The sequence below is a fragment of the Paraburkholderia hospita genome (assembly GCF_002902965.1).
In the GTDB taxonomy this organism is placed as follows: Bacteria; Pseudomonadota; Gammaproteobacteria; order Burkholderiales; family Burkholderiaceae; genus Paraburkholderia; species Paraburkholderia hospita.
Genome location: NZ_CP026106.1, coordinates 3,026,926 through 3,049,286, shown reverse-complemented (window position 1 = coordinate 3,049,286; position 22,361 = coordinate 3,026,926). Strand labels below are relative to the sequence as shown.

General features: G+C 64.2%; 14 protein-coding genes. 10 read left to right on the top strand and 4 right to left on the bottom strand.

Translation table 11 applies throughout. The features are described from left to right. Nucleotides 1-628: 628 nt before the first annotated feature. Nucleotides 629-2,599, bottom strand: a complete 1,971-nt coding sequence (locus tag C2L64_RS32190; RefSeq protein ID WP_007587499.1) for a methyl-accepting chemotaxis protein — start codon at nucleotides 2,597-2,599, stop codon at nucleotides 629-631. Between the two features lie 143 nt (nucleotides 2,600-2,742). After that, nucleotides 2,743-5,268: a heavy metal translocating P-type ATPase gene (locus C2L64_RS32185; protein ID WP_007587501.1), complete on the bottom strand. Its 2,526-nt coding sequence runs from the start codon at nucleotides 5,266-5,268 to the stop codon at nucleotides 2,743-2,745. Nucleotides 5,269-6,429: 1,161 nt separating this feature from the next. On the opposite strand from C2L64_RS32185, the gene C2L64_RS32180 reads away from it, so the two are divergent. The 4 genes from C2L64_RS32180 to C2L64_RS32165 all read left to right on the top strand — a co-directional run bounded on the left by C2L64_RS32180 (nucleotide 6,430) and on the right by C2L64_RS32165 (nucleotide 13,478). Further along, complete coding sequence (locus C2L64_RS32180; protein ID WP_007579505.1) at nucleotides 6,430-7,845, top strand: DUF1254 domain-containing protein; 1,416 nt, start codon at nucleotides 6,430-6,432, stop codon at nucleotides 7,843-7,845. A gap of 205 nt (nucleotides 7,846-8,050) precedes the next feature. Further along, nucleotides 8,051-11,818, top strand: a complete 3,768-nt coding sequence (locus tag C2L64_RS32175) for a DUF748 domain-containing protein (RefSeq protein ID WP_007579506.1) — start codon at nucleotides 8,051-8,053, stop codon at nucleotides 11,816-11,818. A 194-nt stretch (nucleotides 11,819-12,012) separates the two neighbouring features. Then, nucleotides 12,013-12,780, top strand: a complete 768-nt coding sequence (locus C2L64_RS32170) for a peptidoglycan DD-metalloendopeptidase family protein (protein WP_007579507.1) — start codon at nucleotides 12,013-12,015, stop codon at nucleotides 12,778-12,780. A 110-nt stretch (nucleotides 12,781-12,890) separates the two neighbouring features. After that, nucleotides 12,891-13,478, top strand: coding sequence for a septal ring lytic transglycosylase RlpA family protein (locus tag C2L64_RS32165; RefSeq protein WP_007579508.1), 588 nt, complete (start codon nucleotides 12,891-12,893; stop codon nucleotides 13,476-13,478). Nucleotides 13,479-13,512: 34 nt separating this feature from the next. Here C2L64_RS32165 and pdxR read toward each other — a convergent pair whose 3' ends face one another. Further along, nucleotides 13,513-15,090, bottom strand: coding sequence for a MocR-like pyridoxine biosynthesis transcription factor PdxR (gene pdxR / locus C2L64_RS32160; protein ID WP_039900127.1), 1,578 nt, complete (start codon nucleotides 15,088-15,090; stop codon nucleotides 13,513-13,515). 285 nt (nucleotides 15,091-15,375) lie between these two features. On the opposite strand from pdxR, the gene C2L64_RS32155 reads away from it, so the two are divergent. From C2L64_RS32155 to C2L64_RS32130, 6 genes are all read left to right on the top strand, one after another. Further along, complete coding sequence (locus C2L64_RS32155) at nucleotides 15,376-16,476, top strand: ABC transporter ATP-binding protein (protein ID WP_007579510.1); 1,101 nt, start codon at nucleotides 15,376-15,378, stop codon at nucleotides 16,474-16,476. A gap of 58 nt (nucleotides 16,477-16,534) precedes the next feature. Next, nucleotides 16,535-17,587 carry an ABC transporter substrate-binding protein gene (locus C2L64_RS32150; protein WP_007579511.1) on the top strand — a complete coding sequence of 351 codons (1,053 nt, stop codon included), beginning with the start codon at nucleotides 16,535-16,537 and terminating at the stop codon, nucleotides 17,585-17,587. Between the two features lie 80 nt (nucleotides 17,588-17,667). After that, nucleotides 17,668-18,939 carry an ABC transporter permease gene (locus tag C2L64_RS32145; protein WP_007579512.1) on the top strand — a complete coding sequence of 424 codons (1,272 nt, stop codon included), beginning with the start codon at nucleotides 17,668-17,670 and terminating at the stop codon, nucleotides 18,937-18,939. A gap of 11 nt (nucleotides 18,940-18,950) precedes the next feature. Then, nucleotides 18,951-19,790: an ABC transporter permease gene (locus tag C2L64_RS32140; RefSeq protein WP_007579514.1), complete on the top strand. Its 840-nt coding sequence runs from the start codon at nucleotides 18,951-18,953 to the stop codon at nucleotides 19,788-19,790. Between the two features lie 169 nt (nucleotides 19,791-19,959). Continuing rightward, a complete protein-coding gene (locus C2L64_RS32135) occupies nucleotides 19,960-20,493 on the top strand; it encodes a GNAT family N-acetyltransferase (RefSeq protein WP_007579516.1) in 534 nt (177 codons plus the stop codon). A 103-nt stretch (nucleotides 20,494-20,596) separates the two neighbouring features. Then, nucleotides 20,597-20,848 (top strand): GlsB/YeaQ/YmgE family stress response membrane protein, encoded by a 252-nt coding sequence (locus C2L64_RS32130; protein WP_007579518.1) that lies wholly within the window; start codon nucleotides 20,597-20,599, stop codon nucleotides 20,846-20,848. Between the two features lie 58 nt (nucleotides 20,849-20,906). Here the strand turns inward: C2L64_RS32130 and C2L64_RS32125 are convergent, their stop codons facing one another. After that, complete coding sequence (locus C2L64_RS32125; protein ID WP_007579520.1) at nucleotides 20,907-22,358, bottom strand: efflux transporter outer membrane subunit; 1,452 nt, start codon at nucleotides 22,356-22,358, stop codon at nucleotides 20,907-20,909. Nucleotides 22,359-22,361: the final 3 nt, after the last annotated feature.

Sequence of the window (22,361 nt, the reverse complement as noted above, 5' to 3'; positions counted from 1 at the left end):
TCTTCTTGCCTGAGGGCCCCCAAGGGGTCTTACGCTTCACACGGCAACATTTCTGTTGGCGCTCGTTGCCAACGCGCGACCTAAGCGCCTCACCCGCTTCGAATGCCTGTGCACGGGCAAGCGGCAGCGAATGGTATGTGCCGCCCAGGTGGCAAACTGTGTGTAGGTTGTCGCGACGTACACGTTAGCGCTCTTACATGGTGGGACGCGTGCGCTATCGGTCCGGAGTGAGGCGTGTGTGGCGCGAAGGCCTACACACAGTTTGCCACCTGGGCGGCAGTGGAATATCTGGCACGGCATGCTGCGACGCGGGCGCGTGAAGTGGGTGAGGCGCACCGCAAGAGCGCTAGCAACGAACATGAGTCACGTGGTTGCCGTGTGAAGCGTAGGACCGGTTGGGGGCCCTCAGGCAAACACAAGAATTAGCGGTGTGAGCCGCTTTCTTTTGCCTACTTTTCTTTGCGGCGGCAAAGAAAAGTAGGTGCCGCCCCGCACAGGGGCGACGCGTGAATCGCAGACACCGTAACGCGGATGCCAGCACAGAGCCAAAAACACCGACCAGCAACGCATGAAGCACGAAGGCAAAGCGCGGATGCCAGCGAATCTGAAAGTCCCGCTCCCGTGCTTTCTAGTTATGGCCGCCCAGCTTGAATACGGAAACAACTTCCGCCAGCTTGTCGGCCTGCGCACTCAGATCGGCGGCCGCCTGCTCGGCATCACTAACGAGCGCCGCGTTCTGCTGCGTCACTTCGCCGATCTGCGTGACAGCCGTGTTCACCTGCTCGATGCCGCTCGACTGCTCCTTCGAAGCGACGCTGATTTCACCAATGATCGTCTGCACCTGGCCAACCCGCTCGACAATCGAGCGCATCGTCGTGCTCGCTTCCTCGGCAATGCGGAAGCCGCTCGATACCGTCGCCGTCGATTCCGCGATCACGCCTTCGATTTCCTTCGCCGCCGCCGCGCTGCGCTGCGCGAGCGCGCGCACTTCCGATGCGACCACCGCGAAACCCTTGCCGTGCTCGCCCGCGCGCGCCGCTTCGACGGCCGCGTTGAGCGCGAGGATGTTGGTCTGGAACGCGATGCCTTCGATGACTGTCGTGATGTCGGCAATCTTCTTCGACGACTGGCTGATCTCGCCCATCGTCGAGACGACGCGCTCGACCGCGCGGCCGCCGTCGAGGGCCGCTTCCGATGCACCCGATACCAGCGTATTCGCCTGCGCCGCATGACCGGCGTTCTGCTGCACCGTCGACGTAATCTGCTGCATGCTCGCCGCCGTTTCTTCGAGACTCGCGGCCTGCGTGCCGATGCGCGACGCGATCTCGCCGCTGCCCGCAGCGATCTTCGCGGTGCCTTCCGTCATGTCGGCCGACGCGCTGCGCACCTGTGTGACGATGCGCGCGAGCCCTTCACCGATGCCGTCGATGGCCTGCATCAGACGGCCGATTTCGTCGTTGCGCCGTTCGTGGCTCGCCGACACGCGCACGCTCAGATCGCCCGATGCGAAGCGCTCCGAGGCCTTCGCCGCTTCGTCGAGCGGACGTGACACGAGCCGGCGCACGGCGATCAGGAACACGACGGCGAACAACCCGACCAGCACGAAGCCGATCAGGATGAAGCGGTTGCGCGTGGCGATCACGTCGGCCATCACTTCGTCGCGCTTCGCGACGCCGCCTACCAGCCAGTTCCATTCAGGCACCGTGACGAACGACACGAACTTGTCCTGCGCCCCCGTCTCGCCGAGCGTCGCGTCCGCGCTCGAATATTCGATCTGGCCTTCCTTTTCGTCGATCATGCGCTTGTACGGCGCGGCGCTCTCGTCGCCCAGTTGGCCGGCTGCCGCCGGATGCACCATCAGCTTGCCGCGCTCCGCACCGTTCGACGCGTTCAACACGAAGTAATAGCCCGTGTCGCCGATCTTCAGTTGACGGATGCCGTCTTCGACTGACTTGATCTGCGCATCCACGTCGACGCCGACGAACAGCGCGCCGATTACCTTGCCGCTGGCATCGGTGATAGGGCGGTACTGCGTGATATAGCGTTTGCCGAACAGCGTCGCGAGTCCCGTGAAGGTCTTGTTGCCGGCGACGGGGCCGTAGGCGGGGCCCTTACGGTCGAGCAGCGTGCCGATTGCGCGCGAGCCGTCCTGCTTTTTCAGCGAAGTCGTCACGCGCACGAAGTCGTCGCCCGTGCGCGCGAAGATCGTCGCGATGGCGCCGCTTTGCGCGAGAAACTGGTCGGGAATCGAGAAGTCGTTGTTCAGCACCTTGTCGCCGGCCTTGAAGACGGGCGTCGGCGTGCCGGCGATGTCGATCTTCTGCGTCTCGTCGAGCGCGTAGCCGGGCGGCAGGAAACTCGCGAACAGCGTCATCGAGCGGCCCACTTCGGCCGTGAGCGCCTTGTCGAACAGCGAGATCATCGCAGCAATCGAGCGGTCTTTTTCGGTGATGCGCGACAGCACCTGATCGCTGATCTGCGTGCCGGCCGTGCGGGTCACGGCGAACGTGAAGGCGGCAAAGATGGCGGCCACCAGCGCGCACGAGAGCATGGCGAGCCTGGCGCCCACGCTGGCGCGGCGCAGTGAAAGGATATCCATGAGGGTCTGCAGGTAACGGGATCGAAGCCGCTCCGATGCGTCGCGCGCGCGGCGGCGCGCAACGCGGAAACGGCAGCCTGAAACCTGTTAACGGCACGCCAAACGTTTTCCTTTAATTTTGAAAGCTAGAGTGTTGATTCAGATCATTGCGACGAACGCCAGGTTCGTAGTAACAGCGCGTTCGTCACGACGCTCACGCTCGAGAACGCCATCGCCGCGCCCGCGATCATCGGGTTCAGCAGCCCGAACGCGGCGAGCGGAATGCCGATCAGGTTGTACACGAACGCCCAGAACAGGTTCTGCTGGATCTTGCGCCACGTGCGGCGCGAGATGTCGATCGCGTCGGCGACCAGCGTCGGGTCGCCGCGCATCAGTGTGATGCCTGCCGCGTGCATCGCGACGTCGGTGCCCGTCGCCATCGCGATGCCGATGTCGGCGGCGGCGAGCGCGGGCGCGTCGTTGATGCCGTCGCCCGCCATCGCGACCACGCTCGACGTGCGGATCTTCAGGTCGTGCACGACGCGCGCCTTGTCGGACGGCAGGACTTGCGCGTGCACCTCGTCGATGCCGAGCGCGGCGGCGACGCTGTTCGCGCTGCCTTCGTTGTCGCCCGTCACCAGCGCGCTCTTCACGCCCATGCGCGACAGCCGTTCGATCGCGGCGCGCGCGCCCGGCTTGAGCGTGTCGCCGAAAGCGATCAGCGCGAGCGCTTGTGCTGGTGTGTCGGCTTGCGTTTCGATTTGCGCGTCCGTCTTGCCGCGTCCGATCAGCCACGAGACCGTGTTGCCTTGCGCTTCGAGTTGCTGGGCGCGGAGGGCGAGGGCGGGCGACGGCGCGATGCCCAGTTCGCCGAGCCAGCGGCTGCTGCCGATGGCGACCGTCTCGCCGTCGATATCCGCTTCCACGCCGCGCCCCGCGACCGCGCGCGCGTCGCTACTGGCGGGCAGCGACGCGCCGCCGCCGTCCGCTTCGAACGCTTTCAAGACAGCCTTCGCGAGCGGATGCTCGCTATGCCGCTGCACGGCCGCCGCGAGCGCCAGCGCTTTTGAACGGCCAACGCCTTCCGTCGTCTCGAACGCCGTCACGGACGGCTGGCCGACCGTCAGCGTGCCCGTCTTGTCGAACGCGACGACGCGAACCTGATGCGCGATTTCGAGCGCCTGCGCGTCCTTGATCAGCACGCCGTGACGCGCGGCGACGCCTGTACCCGCCATGATCGCGGTCGGCGTCGCAAGACCGAGCGCGCAAGGGCAGGCGATTACCAGCACCGCGACCGCGTTGAGAATCGCCGTTTCGGCGCCGTGTCCGGCGATTAGCCAGCCGACCAGCGTGATGAGCGCGATCGCCAGAATGGCGGGAACGAAGATTTCGCTAACGCGGTCGACCAGCCGCTGGATCGGCGCTTTCTCCGCCTGCGCCGTCTCCACGAGCCGGATGATGCGGGCGAGCGTGGTCTCGGCGCCGATCGCCGTGGTCGTCACTGTGATCGCGCCTTCGCCGTTGATCGACCCTGCCGTCACGCGGTCGTCCTGCTGCTTCGGCACGGGCAGGCTTTCGCCCGTAATCAGCGATTCGTCGATGTGCGTGCGGCCTTGCAGCACCGTGCCGTCGACGGGCACGCGCTCGCCCGGCCGCACCGCGACGAGCATGCCGACGCGCACCTGCGCGAGCGGCACTTCGTGCTCTTCCGTGCCGACGACAATGCGCGCCCGGTCCGGACGCAGCGCGTTGAGGGCGCGGATCGCGTCGGTGGTCTGGCGCTTGGCGCGCGCCTCGAGCCACTTGCCGAAGCGCACCAGCGTAATCACGACTGCCGACGCTTCGAAGTACAGATGCATCATGTCGCCGGGGTGCAGCGCCATCTGGTAGACGCTCACGCCATAAGCCGCCGACGTACCGAGCGCAACCAGCAGATCCATATTGCCCGCGCCCGCGCGCACGGCTTTCCACGCGGCGCGGTAGAAGCGCGCCCCGAACACGAACTGGACGACGGTGGCGAGCGCGAGTTGCAGCGTGGCGGGCAGCATCGCGTGCAGGCCGAGCGGCTCCGCGAGCATCGGCACGATGAGCGGCAGCGTCAGCAGCGCGCAGATCACGACCGCGCCGAGTTCGCGGCGCACGGCGGCGCGCGCGGCGGCGTCTTTGTCTTCGGCGGCGGCGGGCGTTGCGTCATCGGCGGAGAGCGGCGTCGCCTGATAGCCGGCTTTCGTGACGGCCGCGATCAACTGATCGACGCCGACCGCGCCGTTGGTGGTGACGGTCGCTTTTTCGGTGGCGAGATTGACGGACGCGGAAGTCACGCCGGGAATCCTCGCGAGCGCTTTTTCGACGCGTCCGGAGCAGGCAGCGCAGGTCATGCCGCCGATCGCGAGTTCGGCTGTCGATTGCGCGTCGGCAGCGGGTGGCGGCGCGTCGTTCAGCGGCTGTGCGTCGTAGCCCGCTTTGCGGATGGCGTTGACGAGGGTATCGGTGGTGACGGACGCGTCGGCATCGACGGTTGCCTTTTCGGTCGCCAGATTCACGCTTGCCCGCGCGACGCCCGGCACTTTGGCGAGCGCCTTCTCGACGCGCAGCGCGCACGACGCGCACGTCATGCCCTGAATGTCGAGTTCCGAGGATGCCGCCGGGCGGGACGTGTCGGCGGCGCGGGGTGGTGCGAGTTCGGTCATGGCTGGGAGGCTCCAGTTTGCGCTATTGCGCATCATTGGAACCAGTATTGACCTTCCCATGATGGGAAGGTCAAGGGGCTTTTTCGTATTTGCCCGACGACGTGCAGGGATGCATGCGCGTGCTACGGTTTGGTTGTTCTAGCTTTGTCGCTGGCATCCGCGCTATGCCTTCGTGCTTCACGCGTTGCCCCTGTGCGGGGCGGCACCTACTTTTCTTTGCCGCCGCAAAGAAAAGTAGGCAAAAGAAAGCGGCTCACACCGCTAATTCTTGTGTTTGCCTGAGGGCCCCCAACCGGTCCTACGCTTCACACGGCAACCACGTGACTCATGTTCGTTGCCAGCGCTCTTGCGGTGCGCATCACCCGCTTCGCGCGCCCGCGTCGCAGCGTGCCGCGCCAGATACTCCTCCGTCGCCCAGGTGGCAAACTGTGTGTAGGCCGTCGCGCCACACACGTCTCACTCCGGACCGATAGCGCACGCGTCCCACCATGTAAGAGCGCTAACGTGTACGTCGCGACAACCTACACATAGTTTGCCACCTGGGCGGCGCAAACCATTCGCTGCCGCTAGCTCTTGTTCGGGTGTTTGAAGTGGGTGAGGCGTTCATTCGAAGCGTTGGCAACGAACGCGAACAGAAATGCTGTCGTGTGAAGCGTAAGACCCTTTGGGGGCCCTCAGGCAGGAAGAAATGTTGGCGGTGTTAGCCGCTTTCTTTTGCCTACTTTTCTTTGCGGCGGCAAAGAAAAGTAGGTGCCGCCCCGCACAGGGGCGACGCTTGAAGCACGAAGGCATAACGCGGATGCCAGCGCACAGGCTAGAACAACCAAACCAAACGCGCTACGAAGTCAAACCGCGAATCCCACCGCAAGACCACCAACCCCACCAACCCCACCCGGCATAGCCCGCGCCTCGCAGGCACCCACCACAAAACAATCAAACAAAAACCCAAAAAAACTAACAAACAACACCCGAACCGAAGACGGCACATCAAAACCCAGATGAACACTCACATTAACTTGCCCCCGCGACGCGGATAAGTTAAAACGCGTTGTCAGAAAAGGAATGTCAGGACATTTCGGCAAGTCCGGCGCGGGCGGGGGCTCGCGCGGACCGGGCCCGTCCTGGCTCAGGCATGTGACACCCAGGACCGCGGTTCATCGAATGATAAAAAATCGCCGAGAAAAGTTTCCGTTTCAACTCGCCTGCGCGGCGCTCGCGGGCATCGCATTTCTCACCGGGTGCGCGTCGACTCCTATCGTGGCGCCCAAGCCCACTGGCTGGATCAAGGACGAGGTCGCCGACTCCTATGTATTTGCCTATCCGTTAGTGCTGATGGGCGCGTCCCGCGACGCCGCCGTGGGCACGGGCCCCGGCCAGGCGCCCGTCAACACGCTGCGTCATGCGTCGGCGCTGCCGCCCGTCGGCGCGCACAATCCGCCGACGCCCGGCATCGACACGCTCGATTCGACCGCGTGGCTCGACGTCGGCGATGAACCGGTGATCGTCTCGCTGCCAACCTCGGCGGGCCGCTATATCGATGCGCGCGCGCTCGACATGTGGACCAACGTGCTCTGGTCGGCGGAACAGCAGGGTGGCTCGCGCGTGTCGGGCATCAAGGCGCAGACGGTGGCGTTCGCGAAGCCCGACTGGAAGGGCGATCTGCCTAAGGGCGTCAAGCGTATCGACGCGCCCACGCGCAATATCTGGCTCGACGTGCGCATCCAGTCAAACGGCGGACGGGATCTGACGGCCGTGCGCAAGCTGCAGCGCGGCATTCGCGTGGTGCCGCTGTCCGTCTATACGGGCGATGCATCGGCGGCGTCCGTTGCGCCGCGCACCATGCCCGCCGACGCAAGCGTTTCGGGCACGCCCGCCGAGCAGGTCGCCGCGCTCGACGCGAAAGGCTTCTTCGACCGCCTCGCGTGGCTGCTGCCCGACAACCCGCCGTCGCCCGCCGATCCGCACGCGCTCAAGTTTCTCGCCGACCTCGGCGTGAAGCCGGACGAAGCCGTTGAATTGCCCAAGTCGGCCAGCGACGCGATCGCCGGCGGTCTCGCGGACGGCCGCGCGCGCGTCGCGACGCCGCCCACCAACATGTTGACGGCCAACGGCTGGAGCTGGTTCGGCGAGGGCGTCGGCAACTACGGTCCCGACTACGCACTGCGCGCGTACGCGTCATACGCGCAGCCGGGCATCGGCACGAAGGACGACGAAGTGCGCGCCAACGTCGCGCTCGACAGCGACGGCCACGCGTTGAACGGGGCGAACCGCTACGTGATGCACTTCGAGCCGAACCAGGTGCCGCCCGTGCGCGGCTTCTGGTCGATCACCGCGTACACGAAGGACGGCGCGCTCGGCGACAGCACGCCGGCACGCGCGTCCGTCGGCGACAAGGCGGGCGTGCGGCGCAACCGCGACGGCTCGATCGACGTGACCGTGTCGTCGGCGAAACCGCGCAAGGCGTCGAACTGGCTCCCCGCGCCGCGCGGCGATTTCCAGCTCGTGCTGCGTCTCTACGCGCCGAAGCCCGAAGCCAGCGACGGCACCTGGCAGCCACCCGCCGTCGTGCGTCAATAAGCGAAGCACGTGTCCGCCGCATCACGGCTGGACACGTCCTCGCAACTGAAATCGGGCCACTTACACTTTCTAACGTTTATTTGCCCGCAACGGTCGTCATTCTCATGACATTTGATGGTTTGCCCGAAGTACACGACGTATACTTCGGCCAAGCTGGATATTCGTCATCGCGGCGTGTTCTGCGCCGCCCTACCCGCGACCAAGCATGGCAAGCCCGACCAAAGCATCACTCGCTTCATCCTTTCAGACCGTCCGCGAAGTCGCGCAAGGCCGGCGCGCAAGACGCATCGTTCTCATCGTATTCGTCGTGCTGGTCCTGTTCGGACTGCTCGGCTTTTTCGCCGCGCCGCCGCTGATCCGGCATATCGCCGAACAGCAGTTGAGTGAGCAACTGGACCGGCCGGCCAGCATCGGCCGCATCTCGCTCAATCCGTACACGCTCAATTTCGAAGCGGACCGCGTGCATATCGGCGACCGTGGCGGCAAGGGCGATTTCGTCGATATCGAACGGCTGATCGTGCGGACGTCGTGGAGTTCGATTTTCCGGCTCGCGCCCATTGTCGATGAAGTGCATCTCGATTCGCCGCGCATCACGATCGTCCGCTACGACGCGCAGCGCTTCAGCTTCAGCGACCTGATCGAGAAGTTCTCGAAGCAGCCGTCCAAGCCCGACAGCAAGCCGGCGCAGTTCTCGATCTCCAATATCCGAATCGAAAACGGCAAGATCACGTTCGACGACCGGCTGCTCGGCGTCACGCATGTCGTCGATGAATGGCGCCTGGGTATCCCGTTCATCGCCACCTTGCCGTCGAAGACCGACATCTTCGTCGAGCCGCTGCTGCGAGCGCGTATCGACGGCAGTCCGATTGCCATCGACGGACGCACGAAGCCGTTCGCGGCGTCGCGCGAATCGGAAGTGTCGCTGCGCTTCGACGGGCTCGACGTGCCGAAGCTGCTGTCGTATTCGCCCGCGAAGCTGCCCGTCACGGTGCAGGCGGGCAAGCTGTCGAGCGACCTGAAAGTGAGCTTCCTGATGACGGGCGACGCGCCCACGCTGCGCATCACGGGCACGACGGATCTCGCCGACATCGACGTGCTCGACGAGCACAAGGCGCCGTTCTTCGCCGCGCGCTCGCTGCATGTGGCCGCGCAGACGCTGGAGCCGCTGAAGAGCGTCTATCGTTTCGACGACATCCGCCTCGACGCGCCGACCGTGCATCTCGCGCGCGACAAGAGCGGTGTGCTGAGCGTGCAGCGTACGTTCGCGCCCGCACCTGCTGCGGCGGCAAGCGCGCCCGCGGCGGCTGCGTCCGGCGCGAGCGGCGCCGAGGCTGCAGCAGCGAAGGCCGCGCCGCCGGTCGATCTGCAGATCAAGCAATTCGAGCTGTCGAACGGCACCGTCGAAGTACAGGACGCGGCGGCGTCGCGGCCCGTATCGGCAGGGCTGAACAATTTCGCGGTGACGCTTGCGGATTTCTCGACGCTCGGCAAGACGCCCGCCCGCTACACCCTCAAGACCAACGTCAAGAACCAGCCGCAGAGCGCGCTCGCCGTGTCGGGCAACCTGTCGCTCGCCGCGAAGACGGCCGACGCGAAGATCGACGTGAAGTCGGCGCAACTGCCCGTCTTGCAGCCGTATCTCGACACCGTGACGGCGGCGAAGGTGCTCGACGGCACGTTGAGCGTGCAGTCGAACCTGACGGCGAACTGGTCGAAGGAACCCGTCGATTTGCAGATCGGCCAAAGCCAGATCGATCTGCAATCGCTGAAGCTCGCGACAGGGAACGCAAAGCAGCCGGTCATTTCGATCGCGGACGGCAAGGCGGGCATCAAGCGCGTCGATCTGGCCGCGCGCAAGGCGGAACTCGATTCGGTCGACGTGACGGGCCTGTCCGTCGACGCGCAGCGCCTCAAAGACGGCACGATCGATCTGGCCGCGCTGGCTGGCCCGCCGCAGGAGCAGGTGCGCGAGCGCACCGTGATCCACGCGGCGAAGAAGGCGACGGAGGAAGGGCCGGCATGGCATTACAGCATCGGCGAGCTGAATCTGAAGGACGGCGCGGCAACGTTCACCGACAACACGACCACGCGTCCCGTGAAGCTCGCCGTGAAGCCGCTGCAACTGAAAGTGCAGAAGATCAGCGACGACCTGAGCCGCGCGCTGCCCGTCGAGCTGCAGGCCACCGTCAACGGCAAGGGCACGCTCGGCGTGAAGGGCGACGTGACGGCGACGCCGCTCAAGCTCGCGATGAAGATCGACGCCAACCGGCTGGACGCCGCGGCGCTCGAGCCGTACTTCGGCAGCAAGCTGAACGCGACGATCGCGAGCGCGCTGCTCAATGCAAGCGGCGATGTGACGCTCGCGCAGGGCGACAAGTCGAAGGGCATGAGCGCGACGTATCGCGGCGACGCGGCGATCGTCGACGTGCGGATGATCGACAAGGCGACCTCGGACCCGTTTGCCGGTTGGCGCTCGCTGGCGCTGACGGGCATCAAGGCCAATTACGACGAGCACGGCACGGACGTCGATGCCGCCAAGGTCACGTTCGCGAACTTCTACGGCCGCGTGTTGCTCGACGCGCAAGGCAAGCTGAATCTGAAGGACGTGGTCGCGCACGAAACGGGCGCGCCGCAGTCGCTCACGCGCGACCAGAGCGCCAAGGGCAAAGAGCCGATTCCGCTCGGCGCGCCCGCCGCTTCCGAAGCACAGGCTGCCGTGCCGGCTTCCGCCGCGTCCGGCGCGAACACGTCGGTGACGGCGGCCACGCCGCCGCAAAGTCCGGTGCGTCTGCACTTCGGCCAGCTCGTGCTGCAGAACGGACGCGTCACTTACACCGACAACTTCATCAAGCCGAACTACACGGCTAACCTGGTCGCGATCCAGGGCACGGTCGGCGCATTCGGCACGGACTCGAAGCAGTCGGCGCCCGTCGACGTGTCCGCGAAGCTCGCCGCCAACGGCCCGATTACGATCCGCGGCTCGGTGAATCCGCTGATCGTCAAGCCGGCGCTCGATCTGACGGCAACGGCGCACGGCATCGAGCTGACCAACCTGACGCCGTACTCGGCGAAGTACGCGGGCTATCCGATCACGAAGGGCAAGCTGAACGTCGATCTGCACTATCAGTTGGTAAATGACCAGCTGACGGCGAACAACCACATCTTCATCGATCAGCTCACGTTCGGCGATCACGTCGATAACGACACGGCGACGAAGCTGCCCGTGAAGCTTGCCATTTCTCTGCTGAAGAATTCGCGCGGTGAGATCGACGTGGATATTCCCGTGTCGGGCTCGTTGTCGAATCCGGAATTCAGCATCGGCGGGCTGATCTGGCACGCGGTGCTGAATCTGCTGCAGAAGGCCGTCACGGCGCCGTTCTCGCTGCTCGCGCATGCGTTCGGCGGCGGCAGCGGCGAGGAACTCGGCTACGTCGAGTTCGATCCGGGCTCCTTCGCGCTGTCCGACGCATCGCAGAAGAAGCTCGACATGATCGTGAAGGCCCTCTCGGACAAGCCGTCGATCCGCCTCGACATCATCGGCCGCGTCGATCCCGCCGTCGATCAGCCGGCGCTGCGCACGGCCTATGTCGATCGGCTCGTGCGTCAGCAGAAGCTCAAGGACGTCGTGGGCAACGGCGAAAGCGTCGATCCGATGACGATCAAGGTCGACGCCAACGAATACGACAAGTATCTGACCAAGGCCTACAAGGATTCGGACTTCAAGAAGCCACGCAACATCGTCGGCCTGACGAAGACGCTGCCCGACGACGAGATGAAGACCGCGCTCGCCGAGCATGCGCCCGTCACGGACGCCAGCCTGCGCGATCTCGCGCAGCGGCGCGCGCAGGCGGTGCAGCAGTACTTCGAAGGCAAGATCGACAACAGCCGCGTTTTCATCGTGGCGCCGAAGCTCGATGCTTCGGGTATCGACGACAAGGGCGCAACGACGCGGGTGGATTTCGGCCTGAAGTAACGCGCCGACGATTCTTCACGTGTTTGCCGCTTTTGCGTGCAAGCGCGTTAACAATCGTCAAGGATGACTGAGCGATCGCGCGTGGGGTCAACGCATTGCGACGACGTTCGTTAAGGATGCCAACTCTTGTGCCAGCGGGCTGCGACATGCAGCGCCGCTGGCGCATCCGATGCCACCCTTCCGATCGTCTTCCGATGAACATCTTCAAACCGTGCCGCCAGCTGACGCAACGGCTATTGATCGCGAGCGTCGCATTGGCGCTCGCCGGTTGTGCAAGTGCGCCGTGGGGCGACCTCTTTACCAGTTCGCCCGAGGCGCGCCCACCCTCGCTCGAGGCGCCTGCGCCTGTTTCGGCGGGCTTCTATCGCGTGAATCCGGGCGATACGCTGGCGGGCGTCGCGGCTGCGTTCGGGCGTGATCCCATGCAGGTTGCCCGCTGGAACCGTCTTCCGGACGACTACCCGGTGAGCGTCGGCCAGGTGCTTCGCGTGGCGCCTGATCCAGTGGCGGCGTCCGGGCCCGTGCAGACGGGCGCGCCGGAATCCAGGGCAGCAACCGGCAATGTCGCGCCGCCTGCTGCGCCCTCGCAGCAGGTGCGCTTCATCTGGCCCGCATCGGGGCCGGTGACGTCGATTGCCGGAGACGGCCAGTCGAAGGCTATTCATATTAGCGGCACAGCCGGCGAGACGATCCGGGCAGCGAGTACCGGCCGCGTGATCTACGCAGGCTCTGAGATCAAGGCGTACGGGCTGCTCGTCATCGTCAAGCACGACAAACGTTTCGTGAGCGCCTACGGCAACAACGCGAAGCTGCTCGTCAAGGAAGGCGACGCGGTCAAGCAAGGCCAACCGATCGCCGAAATGGGCGCTGCCGACAATCCCCATCCGTACCTCATCTTCGAACTGCGCGACGGCACCAAGGCAGTCGATCCCCAAAGCTACCTGCCGAAACGTTCGGGCTAACCCGGTCGCCTGGCGACGCGCGTCGTGCTCCGTCCTGCGGCCCGGTCCAGGCTCTGCGTGACTGCCGCCGAAGCGCATCGCACGATGCCATTTCGAAGACGAGCCATCGCTTGAAAAAGAACCCGCTGTTACGACGCCTCGGCGCGTCCGTTTCGTTCTTCCTGCTGGCGAGCGCGCTGCCCGCGTCGGTATCGGCGGCTGGCGGGAAACATAAGCCGGTTGATCCGAAGCTGCGTGCCAAGGCGAAAAACGCGCAGCACGGCGCGCCCGTCGATCCAAAAAACCGCGCCAACCGCGCCGCGCATGCCGTGCATCTGGCGCATGCAGCGAGCGCGAAAGGGCACACGTCGCACTTCAGGCAACTGGGGCTCGCGTCGTGGTACGGCCGTGGCTTTCACGGTCATCGCACGGCGAATGGCGAGCACTACGATATGTACGCGATGACGGCCGCGCATCGGACGCTGCCGCTTGGATCGTATGTACGCGTGACGTCGCTGGCGAGTTCGAAGTCGGTGGTGGTGCGCATCAACGACCGAGGGCCCTACGCGCGCGGCCGCGTGATCGATCTGTCGTATCTCGCCGCGTCGGCGCTCGGCATGCATCGCGCGGGCGTGACGAAGGTGTCGATCGAGCGGGTGGAGAAGCCCGAAGCGGAGCGCATCGCGCATCGCCCGATGCATCTGACGACGAACGGCTAGTAACGCGTTCGACGCGCCGCGCGAGGGTGCCCTGCTAAGCCGCCCGAGTAGGCGCGGCCGTCGTTTTGAACGCAGTCCTTTCGATCACGTTCGCGAGCGTATCGAACGCCGGTCCGATGCGGTCGTTCGGCACACACGCGTAGCCGAGCAACAGGCCACGGCGCGCCGGCGTTTCGCTGTTGTAGTACGCCGCGAGCGGCCGCACGATCACGCCCGCGTCGTACGAAGCGGCTGTCACCTCGCGGTCGTTCGCGTCGTCGGGCAGGCCGAGCACCAGATGCAGGCCCGCTTCGTCGCCCATCACGGGCAGCGCGTCGCCGAAACGCGCGGTGATCGCGTCGATCAGGATCTGGCGGCGCTCGCCGTACAACGCGCGCATGCGCCGCACGTGTGACGTCAGATAGCCGTCCATGATGAACTCGGTCAGCACGGCCTGCTGCATCAGTTGTCCTTCGCGATACAGCTCGGCCACGCCCGTGCGAAACGTATCGACGAGATGTTCCGGCGCGATCATGTAGCCGATCCGCAAACCCGGAAACAGCATCTTCCCCAAGCTGCCCACATAGATCACCTGGCCGGCGTCGTCGAGTCCTTGCAGCGACGCGAGTGGCCGGCTGCCATAGCGGAACTCGCTGTCGTAGTCGTCCTCGATGATCCACACGCCGTGCTGACGCGCGTATTCGAGCAGCGTGCGGCGGCGCGCGAGGCTCATCACCATGCCGAGCGGATACTGATGCGACGGCGTGACGAGCGCGATGCGCGGCGGCGTCTGCAAGTCGGATTCGCGCGGATTTAACCCTTCTTCATCGACGGGCACGGGCGCGAGCGTCAGCCCCGACGATTGCAGCACGCTGCGCGCGCCCCAATAGCAAGGTTCCTCGACCCACGCGCGGTCGCCGACGTCCGTGAGCAGACGCACGGCGAGATCGATCGACTGATGAATACCCGTTGTGATGATGATCTGGTCGGGCGTGCACTTCACCGAGCGCGCGACGCGCAGATAATCCGACAACGCGCGCCGCAGCGGACGATAGCCGCCGCCCGGCGCATACGTCAGCAGATCGGGATTCGCTTCCTTCCAGAGCTTGGCCTGCAGGCGGCTCCACGTGCGCGCCGGAAACTCGGCGACATCTGGCACACCGGGCATGAACGCGCCCCACTGCCTGGCTGATACGCCCGCCTGGCGAATCAGGCGCGCGCCGCGTGTCGACAAACTGTCGCGTGCGGGCACAGTGGTCTGCGCGACGTTCGCGCCCGGCATGACGCCGACAGCACCAACGACCGCGCCAATGGAGCCACTCGCGGCGGGTGGCGCCTTGCGCGCGTTGACGGCGGCCGTGTCCGGCCGCGTGTCGGCGACGTAGGTGCCGCTGCCCGTGGTCGATAACACATAGCCTTCCGCCGTGAGCTGATCGTAGACATGCAGCACCGTATTGCGCGCGATGCCGAGGTCCGACGCGAGCATACGCGAGCTGGGCAGCTTGGCGCCGGGCAGCAACTGGCCCGTCAGAATGGCCTGCTGCATCAGTCCGAGCACTTGTCGATAGACGGGTTCGCCAGCCGTCCGGTCGAGCCGCGCGGCGAGCCAGTCCGACAGGATCACCGTATCCAAGTGGTTCTATCCGGAATTATGAAATGGTTCCCTATTGTAGAACCGTAACGGGCTATAGTGGATCACGCAATCGATGCGATTCTTCAAAACGGGTGGAACCAAATCTGCGTAGAAACCCGTAGATGAAGCAGCAAAGCTGGGGGATTGGAGTTGGCGCTAAAGCGCCAACTCCGGTCGACTCGCCGTAGGATCAGAGTAAGCGCTAAAGCGCTAACTCTGATCGGTACGGCATGGGGTCCAGGTAAGCGCTAAAGCGCTAACCTGGACCGACAGGAGACGGACACGATGAAAACCGAAGACGTAATCGTCAGCTTTCGGGGTGTGCGCAAGACGTATGACGGCGAAACGCTCGTCGTCAAGCAACTCGATCTCGACATCTATCAAGGCGAATTCCTCACGCTGCTCGGACCCTCCGGTTCCGGCAAGACGACCTGCCTGATGATGCTCGCAGGCTTCGAATTTCCGACGGGCGGCGAGATCTGGCTCGACGGTCAGCTGCTCAACAACGTGCCGCCGCACAAGCGCAACATCGGCATGGTGTTTCAGAACTACGCGCTGTTTCCGCATCTCACGGTCGAGCAGAACGTCGCGTATCCGCTGACGGTACGCAAGCTGTCCGCCGACGAACGCGCGCACAAAGTCAACAACGCGCTGAAGATGGTGCGCATGGAAGGCTTTGCGAAGCGTTACCCGGCGCAGTTGTCGGGCGGCCAGCAGCAGCGCATCGCGCTGGCGCGCGCCCTCGTGTTCGAACCCAAGCTCGTGCTGATGGACGAGCCGCTCGGCGCGCTCGACAAGCAGTTGCGCGAGCACATGCAATACGAACTCAAATCGCTGCACGAAAAGCTCGGCGTCACCTTCGTCTACGTGACGCACGATCAGGGCGAAGCGCTGACGATGTCCGACCGCGTCGCCGTGTTCGACAAGGGCATCGTGCAGCAGCTCGATACCGTCAATAGCCTTTATGAGGCGCCGTGCAACGAGTTCGTCGCGAACTTCATCGGCGATAGCAACCGGCTGCGCGGCACGATCGCGAATGTCGACGGCGACTACTGCGAGTTTCACCTGATCGACGGAACGCGTCTGGTCGGGCGGAATATCGGTGGCGCGCAAGCGGGCGCGCAAGGCGTCGCGTGCATCCGGCCGGAGCGGATGAAGCTCGCGGCGGGCGCGGTGGGCTTGGCGCGGCCCGGCGCGAATGCGGTGGCGGGCGAAGCGCGCGGGCTCATCTATTTCGGCGATCACGTGCGTATGCGCTGTGGTTTGCCGCAACAGGACGAGTGCTTCGTGAAGGTGCCGCTCGGCACGGAAGCACTCGACGGTTTCGCGCCGGGCGCGCCCGTCGCGCTCGAATTCGCGCCGGAGCATCTGCGCGTGTTCGCGTGAGTAGAAACACAACAACGTCCACGTCGTAAGCAGTTCATCACACCAAAGAGGAACCATCATGAAGAAGATCGTGCAATCGCGCTGTGCCGTGGCTGTCGGCGCTGTCCTCATCGCGCTCGGCGCCGTTGCTCAGGCGAACGCGGCGGAACTGACGGTCGTGAACTTCGGCGGCGCGAATGGCGACGCGCAGAAGGCCGCATTCAACCAGCCGTTCGAGGCGCAAAGCGGCTCGAAAGTGACGGCTGTCGAATACAACGGCGAGCAGGCCAAAGTGAAGGCGATGGTCGAAGCGAAGCATGTGAACTGGGATGTCGTCGAAGTCGAATCGGGCGACCTCGGCCGCGGCTGCGACGAAGGCCTGTACGAAAAGCTCGACTGGTCGAAGCTCGGCAAGAAGTCGGATCTGATTCCCGAAGCGCCGCAAACGTGCGGCGTCGGCATTTTCGTGTGGTCGACGGCGATGGCGTACAACGCCGACAAGCTGAAGACGGCGCCCGCGAGCTGGGCTGACTTCTGGGACACGAAGAAATTCCCGGGCAAGCGCGGCATGCGCAAGGGCGCGCGCTACAACCTGGAATTCGCGCTGATGGCCGACGGCGTCGCGCCGAAGGACGTCTACAAGGTGCTCGGCACGAAGGAAGGCCAGGACCGCGCGTTCAAGAAGCTCGACGAGCTGAAGCCGAATATCCAGTGGTGGGAAGCGGGCGCGCAGCCGCCGCAATTCCTCGTCGCGGGCGATGTGGTGATGTCGACGGCGTATAACGGCCGCATCGATGCCGCGCAGAAGGAAGGCAAGAACCTGAAGGTGGTGTGGAACGGCAGCATCTACGACCTCGACTACTGGGCAATGCCGAAGGGCACGCCGAACAAGGCGCTGGCCGAGAAGTACATTGCGTACACGATTTCGTCGAAGCCGCAGCAGGAGTACGCGAAGCACATCGCGTATGGCCCGGTGAATGAATCGGCGATCAAGTCGCTCGACGCGAAGACGCTTTCCAATCTGCCGAACTCGCCCGCCAACGGCAAGAACGCGGTGCTGCAGAACCTGACGTTCTGGACCGATCACGGTGATGAGCTGGAGCAACGCTTCTCGTCGTGGGCGTCGAAGTAAGTCCGAGGTGAACGCGATGCGGCATCCGCACAGGGAAGCCGCATCGCTGTAGCAAAGCTGCATTGACGCAGGAGAAACCTGTGACGACGATCACGATCGCCGCCGACCCGGCACCCGAGTCGACCAACAAACTCAAGCGCGAGCTGAAAGCCGCCGAAGCGAAGAAGCGCGCGATGGCGCTGCTGCTGATCGCGCCGCTCGCGATTTTCCTGCTGCTGATCTTCGTCGTGCCGATCGGCGCGCTGTTGACGCGCGCCGTCCAGAACCCCGAGATCGCGGCAGCATTGCCGCACACGGTGACGGCGCTGCGCGACTGGGATCGCAAGTCCGCGCCGAATGACGCCGCGTACGGCGCACTCGCCACCGATCTCACCGCAATAGCCGATGGCGAAGCAATGGGCGCGCTCGCGCGCCGCCTGAACACGGAGATTCCTGGCTATCGCTCGCTCGTCGCGAAGACGGCGCGCGCGATGCCGCTGAACGACGACGCGGGCCACGCGTTGCCGCCCGCGCAGGTCAAGGCGAAGATCATCGAACTCGACGAACGTTGGGGCGATGCGAAATACTGGCAAGCGATTGCCAAGAACAGCAGCACGATTTCGCCGTTTTATCTGCTCGCCTCCCTCGATCACAAGCAGGACGCGTTCGGCCACATCATTCCGACCGACCCCGAGCAGCAGATCTATCTCGCTGTATTCAGCCGCACGTTTGTGATCGGTTTCGCGGTGACGGTGTTCGCGCTGCTGCTCGGCTATCCGCTCGCGTACTGGATTTCGACGCTCAATGAACGGCGCGCGAATCTCGTGATGATCCTCGTGCTGATTCCGTTCTGGACGTCGATCCTCGTGCGTGTCGCCGCGTGGATCGTGATTCTGCAGAGCGAAGGTCTCGTCAACAAGGCGCTGATCGGCTCGGGGCTGATACACGATCCGCTGGCGTTGCTGTTCAATCGCGTCGGCGTCTATATCTCGATGACGCATATTCTGCTGCCGTTCATGATCCTGCCGCTGTACAGCGTGATGAAGTCGATTCCGCCGACCTATCAGCGCGCGGCTATTTCGCTCGGCTCGCATCCGTTCGCCGCGTTCTGGCGCGTGTATGTGCCGCAGACGTATCCGGGCATCGGCGCGGGCGCGCTGCTCGTGTTCATTCTCGCGATCGGCTACTACATCACGCCGGCGCTGCTCGGCGGACCGAACGATCAGATGGTCAGCTACTACGTCGCGTACTTCACCAACGTGACGATCAACTGGGGCATGGCGTGCGCGCTCGGCGGGCTGCTGCTCGCGGCGACGCTCGTGCTGTATGTGATTTACGGACGCTTCACGCGTTCGAACGTGAGCCTTGGTTGAGGAGCGACGCGATGAAATTTGCCAAACCAATGTTCGCGCCGCATACGTCGATGATTGAGCGCGTGTGGTACTTCACATTGCGCGGACTTGCCGTGCTGACGCTGCTGTATCTGATCCTGCCCGTGCTCGCGATCGTGCCGCTGTCGTTTTCGTCGAGCACGTTCCTCGTCTATCCGATTCCGGGTTGGTCGCTGCGCTGGTATCAGAACCTGATCGCCTCCGACGAATGGCGGATGGCCGCGAAGAACAGCTTTATCGTCGCGCCGTCGGCGACCGTGCTGGCAACGATACTCGGCACGCTCGCGGCAATCGGGCTGACGAAGGCGAACTTCAAGGGCAAGGCGCTGTTGATGGCCATCTTGATTTCGCCGATGATCGTGCCCGTCGTCGTAGTCGGCGTCGGCATGTATCTGTTTTTTGCGCCGCTCGGACTGGCCAATACGTATATCGGCCTGATCATGGCGCATGCGTCGCTGGGCGTGCCGTTCGTCGTGACGACGGTGGCGGCCACCTTGCAGGGCTTCAACTACAACCTCGTGCGGGCAAGCCTTTCGCTCGGCGCGAATCCCGTGAAGACGTTTTTCAGTATCACGCTGCCGGTGATTGCGCCGGGCGTGATTTCAGGCGCGCTGTTCGCGTTCGCGACATCGTTCGATGAAGTGGTCGTTACGCTGTTTCTCGCAGGCGCCGATCAGACGACGTTGCCGCGGCAGATGTTCACCGGCATCCGCGAGAACATCAGCCCGACCATTGCTGCGCTGGCGACGATTCTTATCGTGTTTTCGACCTGCCTGCTGCTTGCGCTCGAATGGTTGCGCGGAAGGAATGCGGCGCGGGCGGTGGCGGCGTGAGCGGATTTGTTTGCGTTATGTCATTGCGGTCACGCTTTAATCTGCGCAGTGACCATTCGAGCGACGACGTTTTTTGCGCGCACTTGTCATAAATTGTCGTAACTTCATTAGTTAACCTGAAAGTTCCTGTATAGCTCGCTATTCGGATACTTTCTGGAAACATGAAGCAATGCTTTGCGAGGCTCTGACACTTCGGCCTTTGAACGAAAACGACGCCGCTGCGTTCACGGAACTGCGGCTCAAGGCCATCGACGATTCCCCATCTGCAAACTGGCCGACTCTCGACGAAGAGCGCGCGCGCCCGCTCGACGCCATCGCTACGCAAATACGGCAGACACCGAAACAGATCGTGTTCGGCGTATTTGATCAGCACATGCTGATCGGAATCGCCGGGCTCAGGCAGGAGCCTTACGCGCAGTTGCGGCACAAGGGCATGCTGTGGGGCGTGTTCGTTGATCCTCTGTATCGGAACGTGGGCGTCGCTCGCGAGTTGCTTGGGGCCGCGTTGACGCATGCGCGGAATATGCAACTGCGGCAGATTCATCTTCGCGTCAATACCGAAAACCATCGCGCGCGGCAACTCTATGCGACGAGCGGCTTTACGGGCTATGGCATCGAGCGCCGCGCGATGTGCGTGAATGGGCGTTACTTCGATGAAGAGAACATGGTGCTGTATCTGGATGGTGAGCAAGCCGACGCGTAGCACTCAACGACTGCTCTAAGCTGTGACAAACGTTGACAACTCAGGCCGAGCACTGCGTTAAAACTACGGCTCTTATCACCTACAGTGGAAACCTGAGAAAACTATGGAACACGGAATCATTGCCTGGCTGATCATCGGCTGTATCGCGGGCTGGCTTGCTAGCGTGCTGGTGTCGGGCAGCGGCTATGGCGTCCTTCTCGATATCGTCGTCGGCATTGTGGGTGCGTTTATCGGCGGGTGGCTGTCGGGCGCGCTGCATATCTCGCGTGGCAGCGGATGGATCGGTTCGACGATCACGGCGTTCATCGGCGCTGTGATCCTGCTGTTCGTCATCCGACTTTTCCGGCGCGGCTGACCTGCATTCGACGCGCAAAGAACAAACCCGGCTTCGGCCGGGTTTGTCGTTTCCGCGCCTATCGCTTCGCCGTTTCGGCCGACGCCGCCGGCGTCATCCCACCCAGCGCCTGAAACAGCGCCGCCGTATCCGCGAGACGATCGGCCTGTGCGCGCGTCCTGTCGAGCGCAGTCTGCAACGCCTGGCGCTGCGTATCGATCAAGCTGAACTGGCTGACGCCGCCCGCCGCATACTGCGCCTGCGCGATCGTCACACTTGCCTGCGCTTCCGACGCCGCGTCATCGCGCGCCTGCAATTCGCGCGCGTCGTCGTTCAACGCGTGCAGCGTATCGGCGACCTGCTGCAGCGCCTGTAAGACCGTCTGCCGATACGACGCAAACGCCGCATCATAAGCAGCCTGCGCGGCGCGCTTCTTCGCGCGCAGTTCGCCGCCGTGAAAGATCGGCTGCGTCAGATTCAGGCCGAGGTTCCACACGTTCAAGCTGTTGACGACATCTTCGACGCGCGTGCGCTCCGAGCCGATCCCCGCCGACACCACAAACTGCGGATACAGGTTCGCCGTCGCGACGCCGACATTCGCGCTCGCCTGATGCAACAGCGCTTCCGATGCGCGGATGTCGGGCCGTTCGCGCGCGAGTATCGACGGCAGCGTGACGGGCACGGTGTCGGGCAGATGCAGCGCATCGAGCGTGATGTCGTTGAAATCGGCTTGCGACGGCGCGACGCCGAGCAGGATTGCCAGCTGATGATCGGCTTGCGCGAGTTGCGTCGTCAGCGGCGGAATCTGCGCGCGCGTCTGCGCGAGCAGCGTGCGCTGTGTTCGCACATCGAGTTGCGCGACGCCGCCCGCCGCGTAACGTCCTTCGACAATCGTCAACTGATGCGCCTGTGCATCCGAAAGTTGCTGCGTCAGCGCGAGCTGCTGTTGCAGCGACGCGCGACGGATCGCCGTCGACACGACATTGCCCGCCAGCGACAGGCGCGCGGCATCCAGCTCATACGTCTGGTAATCGACTTGTGCGAGCAGTGCTTCGAGCGCACGCCGGTTGCCGCCGAATATATCGAGCGCATACGACACGCTTACCGACGCATTGAACAGCGTGAACGGCCCGGGGTTCGGCACGATCGGAATGCCGAACGCAGCGGGATTGACCTTTTGCCGCGTGCCGGACAGCGTTGCATCGACTGCGGGGAAGTCGGTCGCGCCTGCTTGCGCGATATAGTTCTCGCGCGCTTCGACGAGTTTCGCGCGGGCTTCGTCGAGTGTCGGGCTGCGTTGCAGCGCCGTGTCGACGAGACGGTTCAGCGCGTCGGAGTGAAACTGCATCCACCATGCGGGCAGCGCGTTGTTCGCGACGACGAGCGTTTGCGTGACACCTGCCGCTTGCGTCGCGGCAGGCAGCGCTTCACGCGTGTAGGACGGCGCATCAGGCGCGGCGGGCGCGTGGAAGTCGGGGCCGACCGCGCAGCCGCACAGCGCGAGCGCGGACAACAGCACGTAGTGTTTCATCGT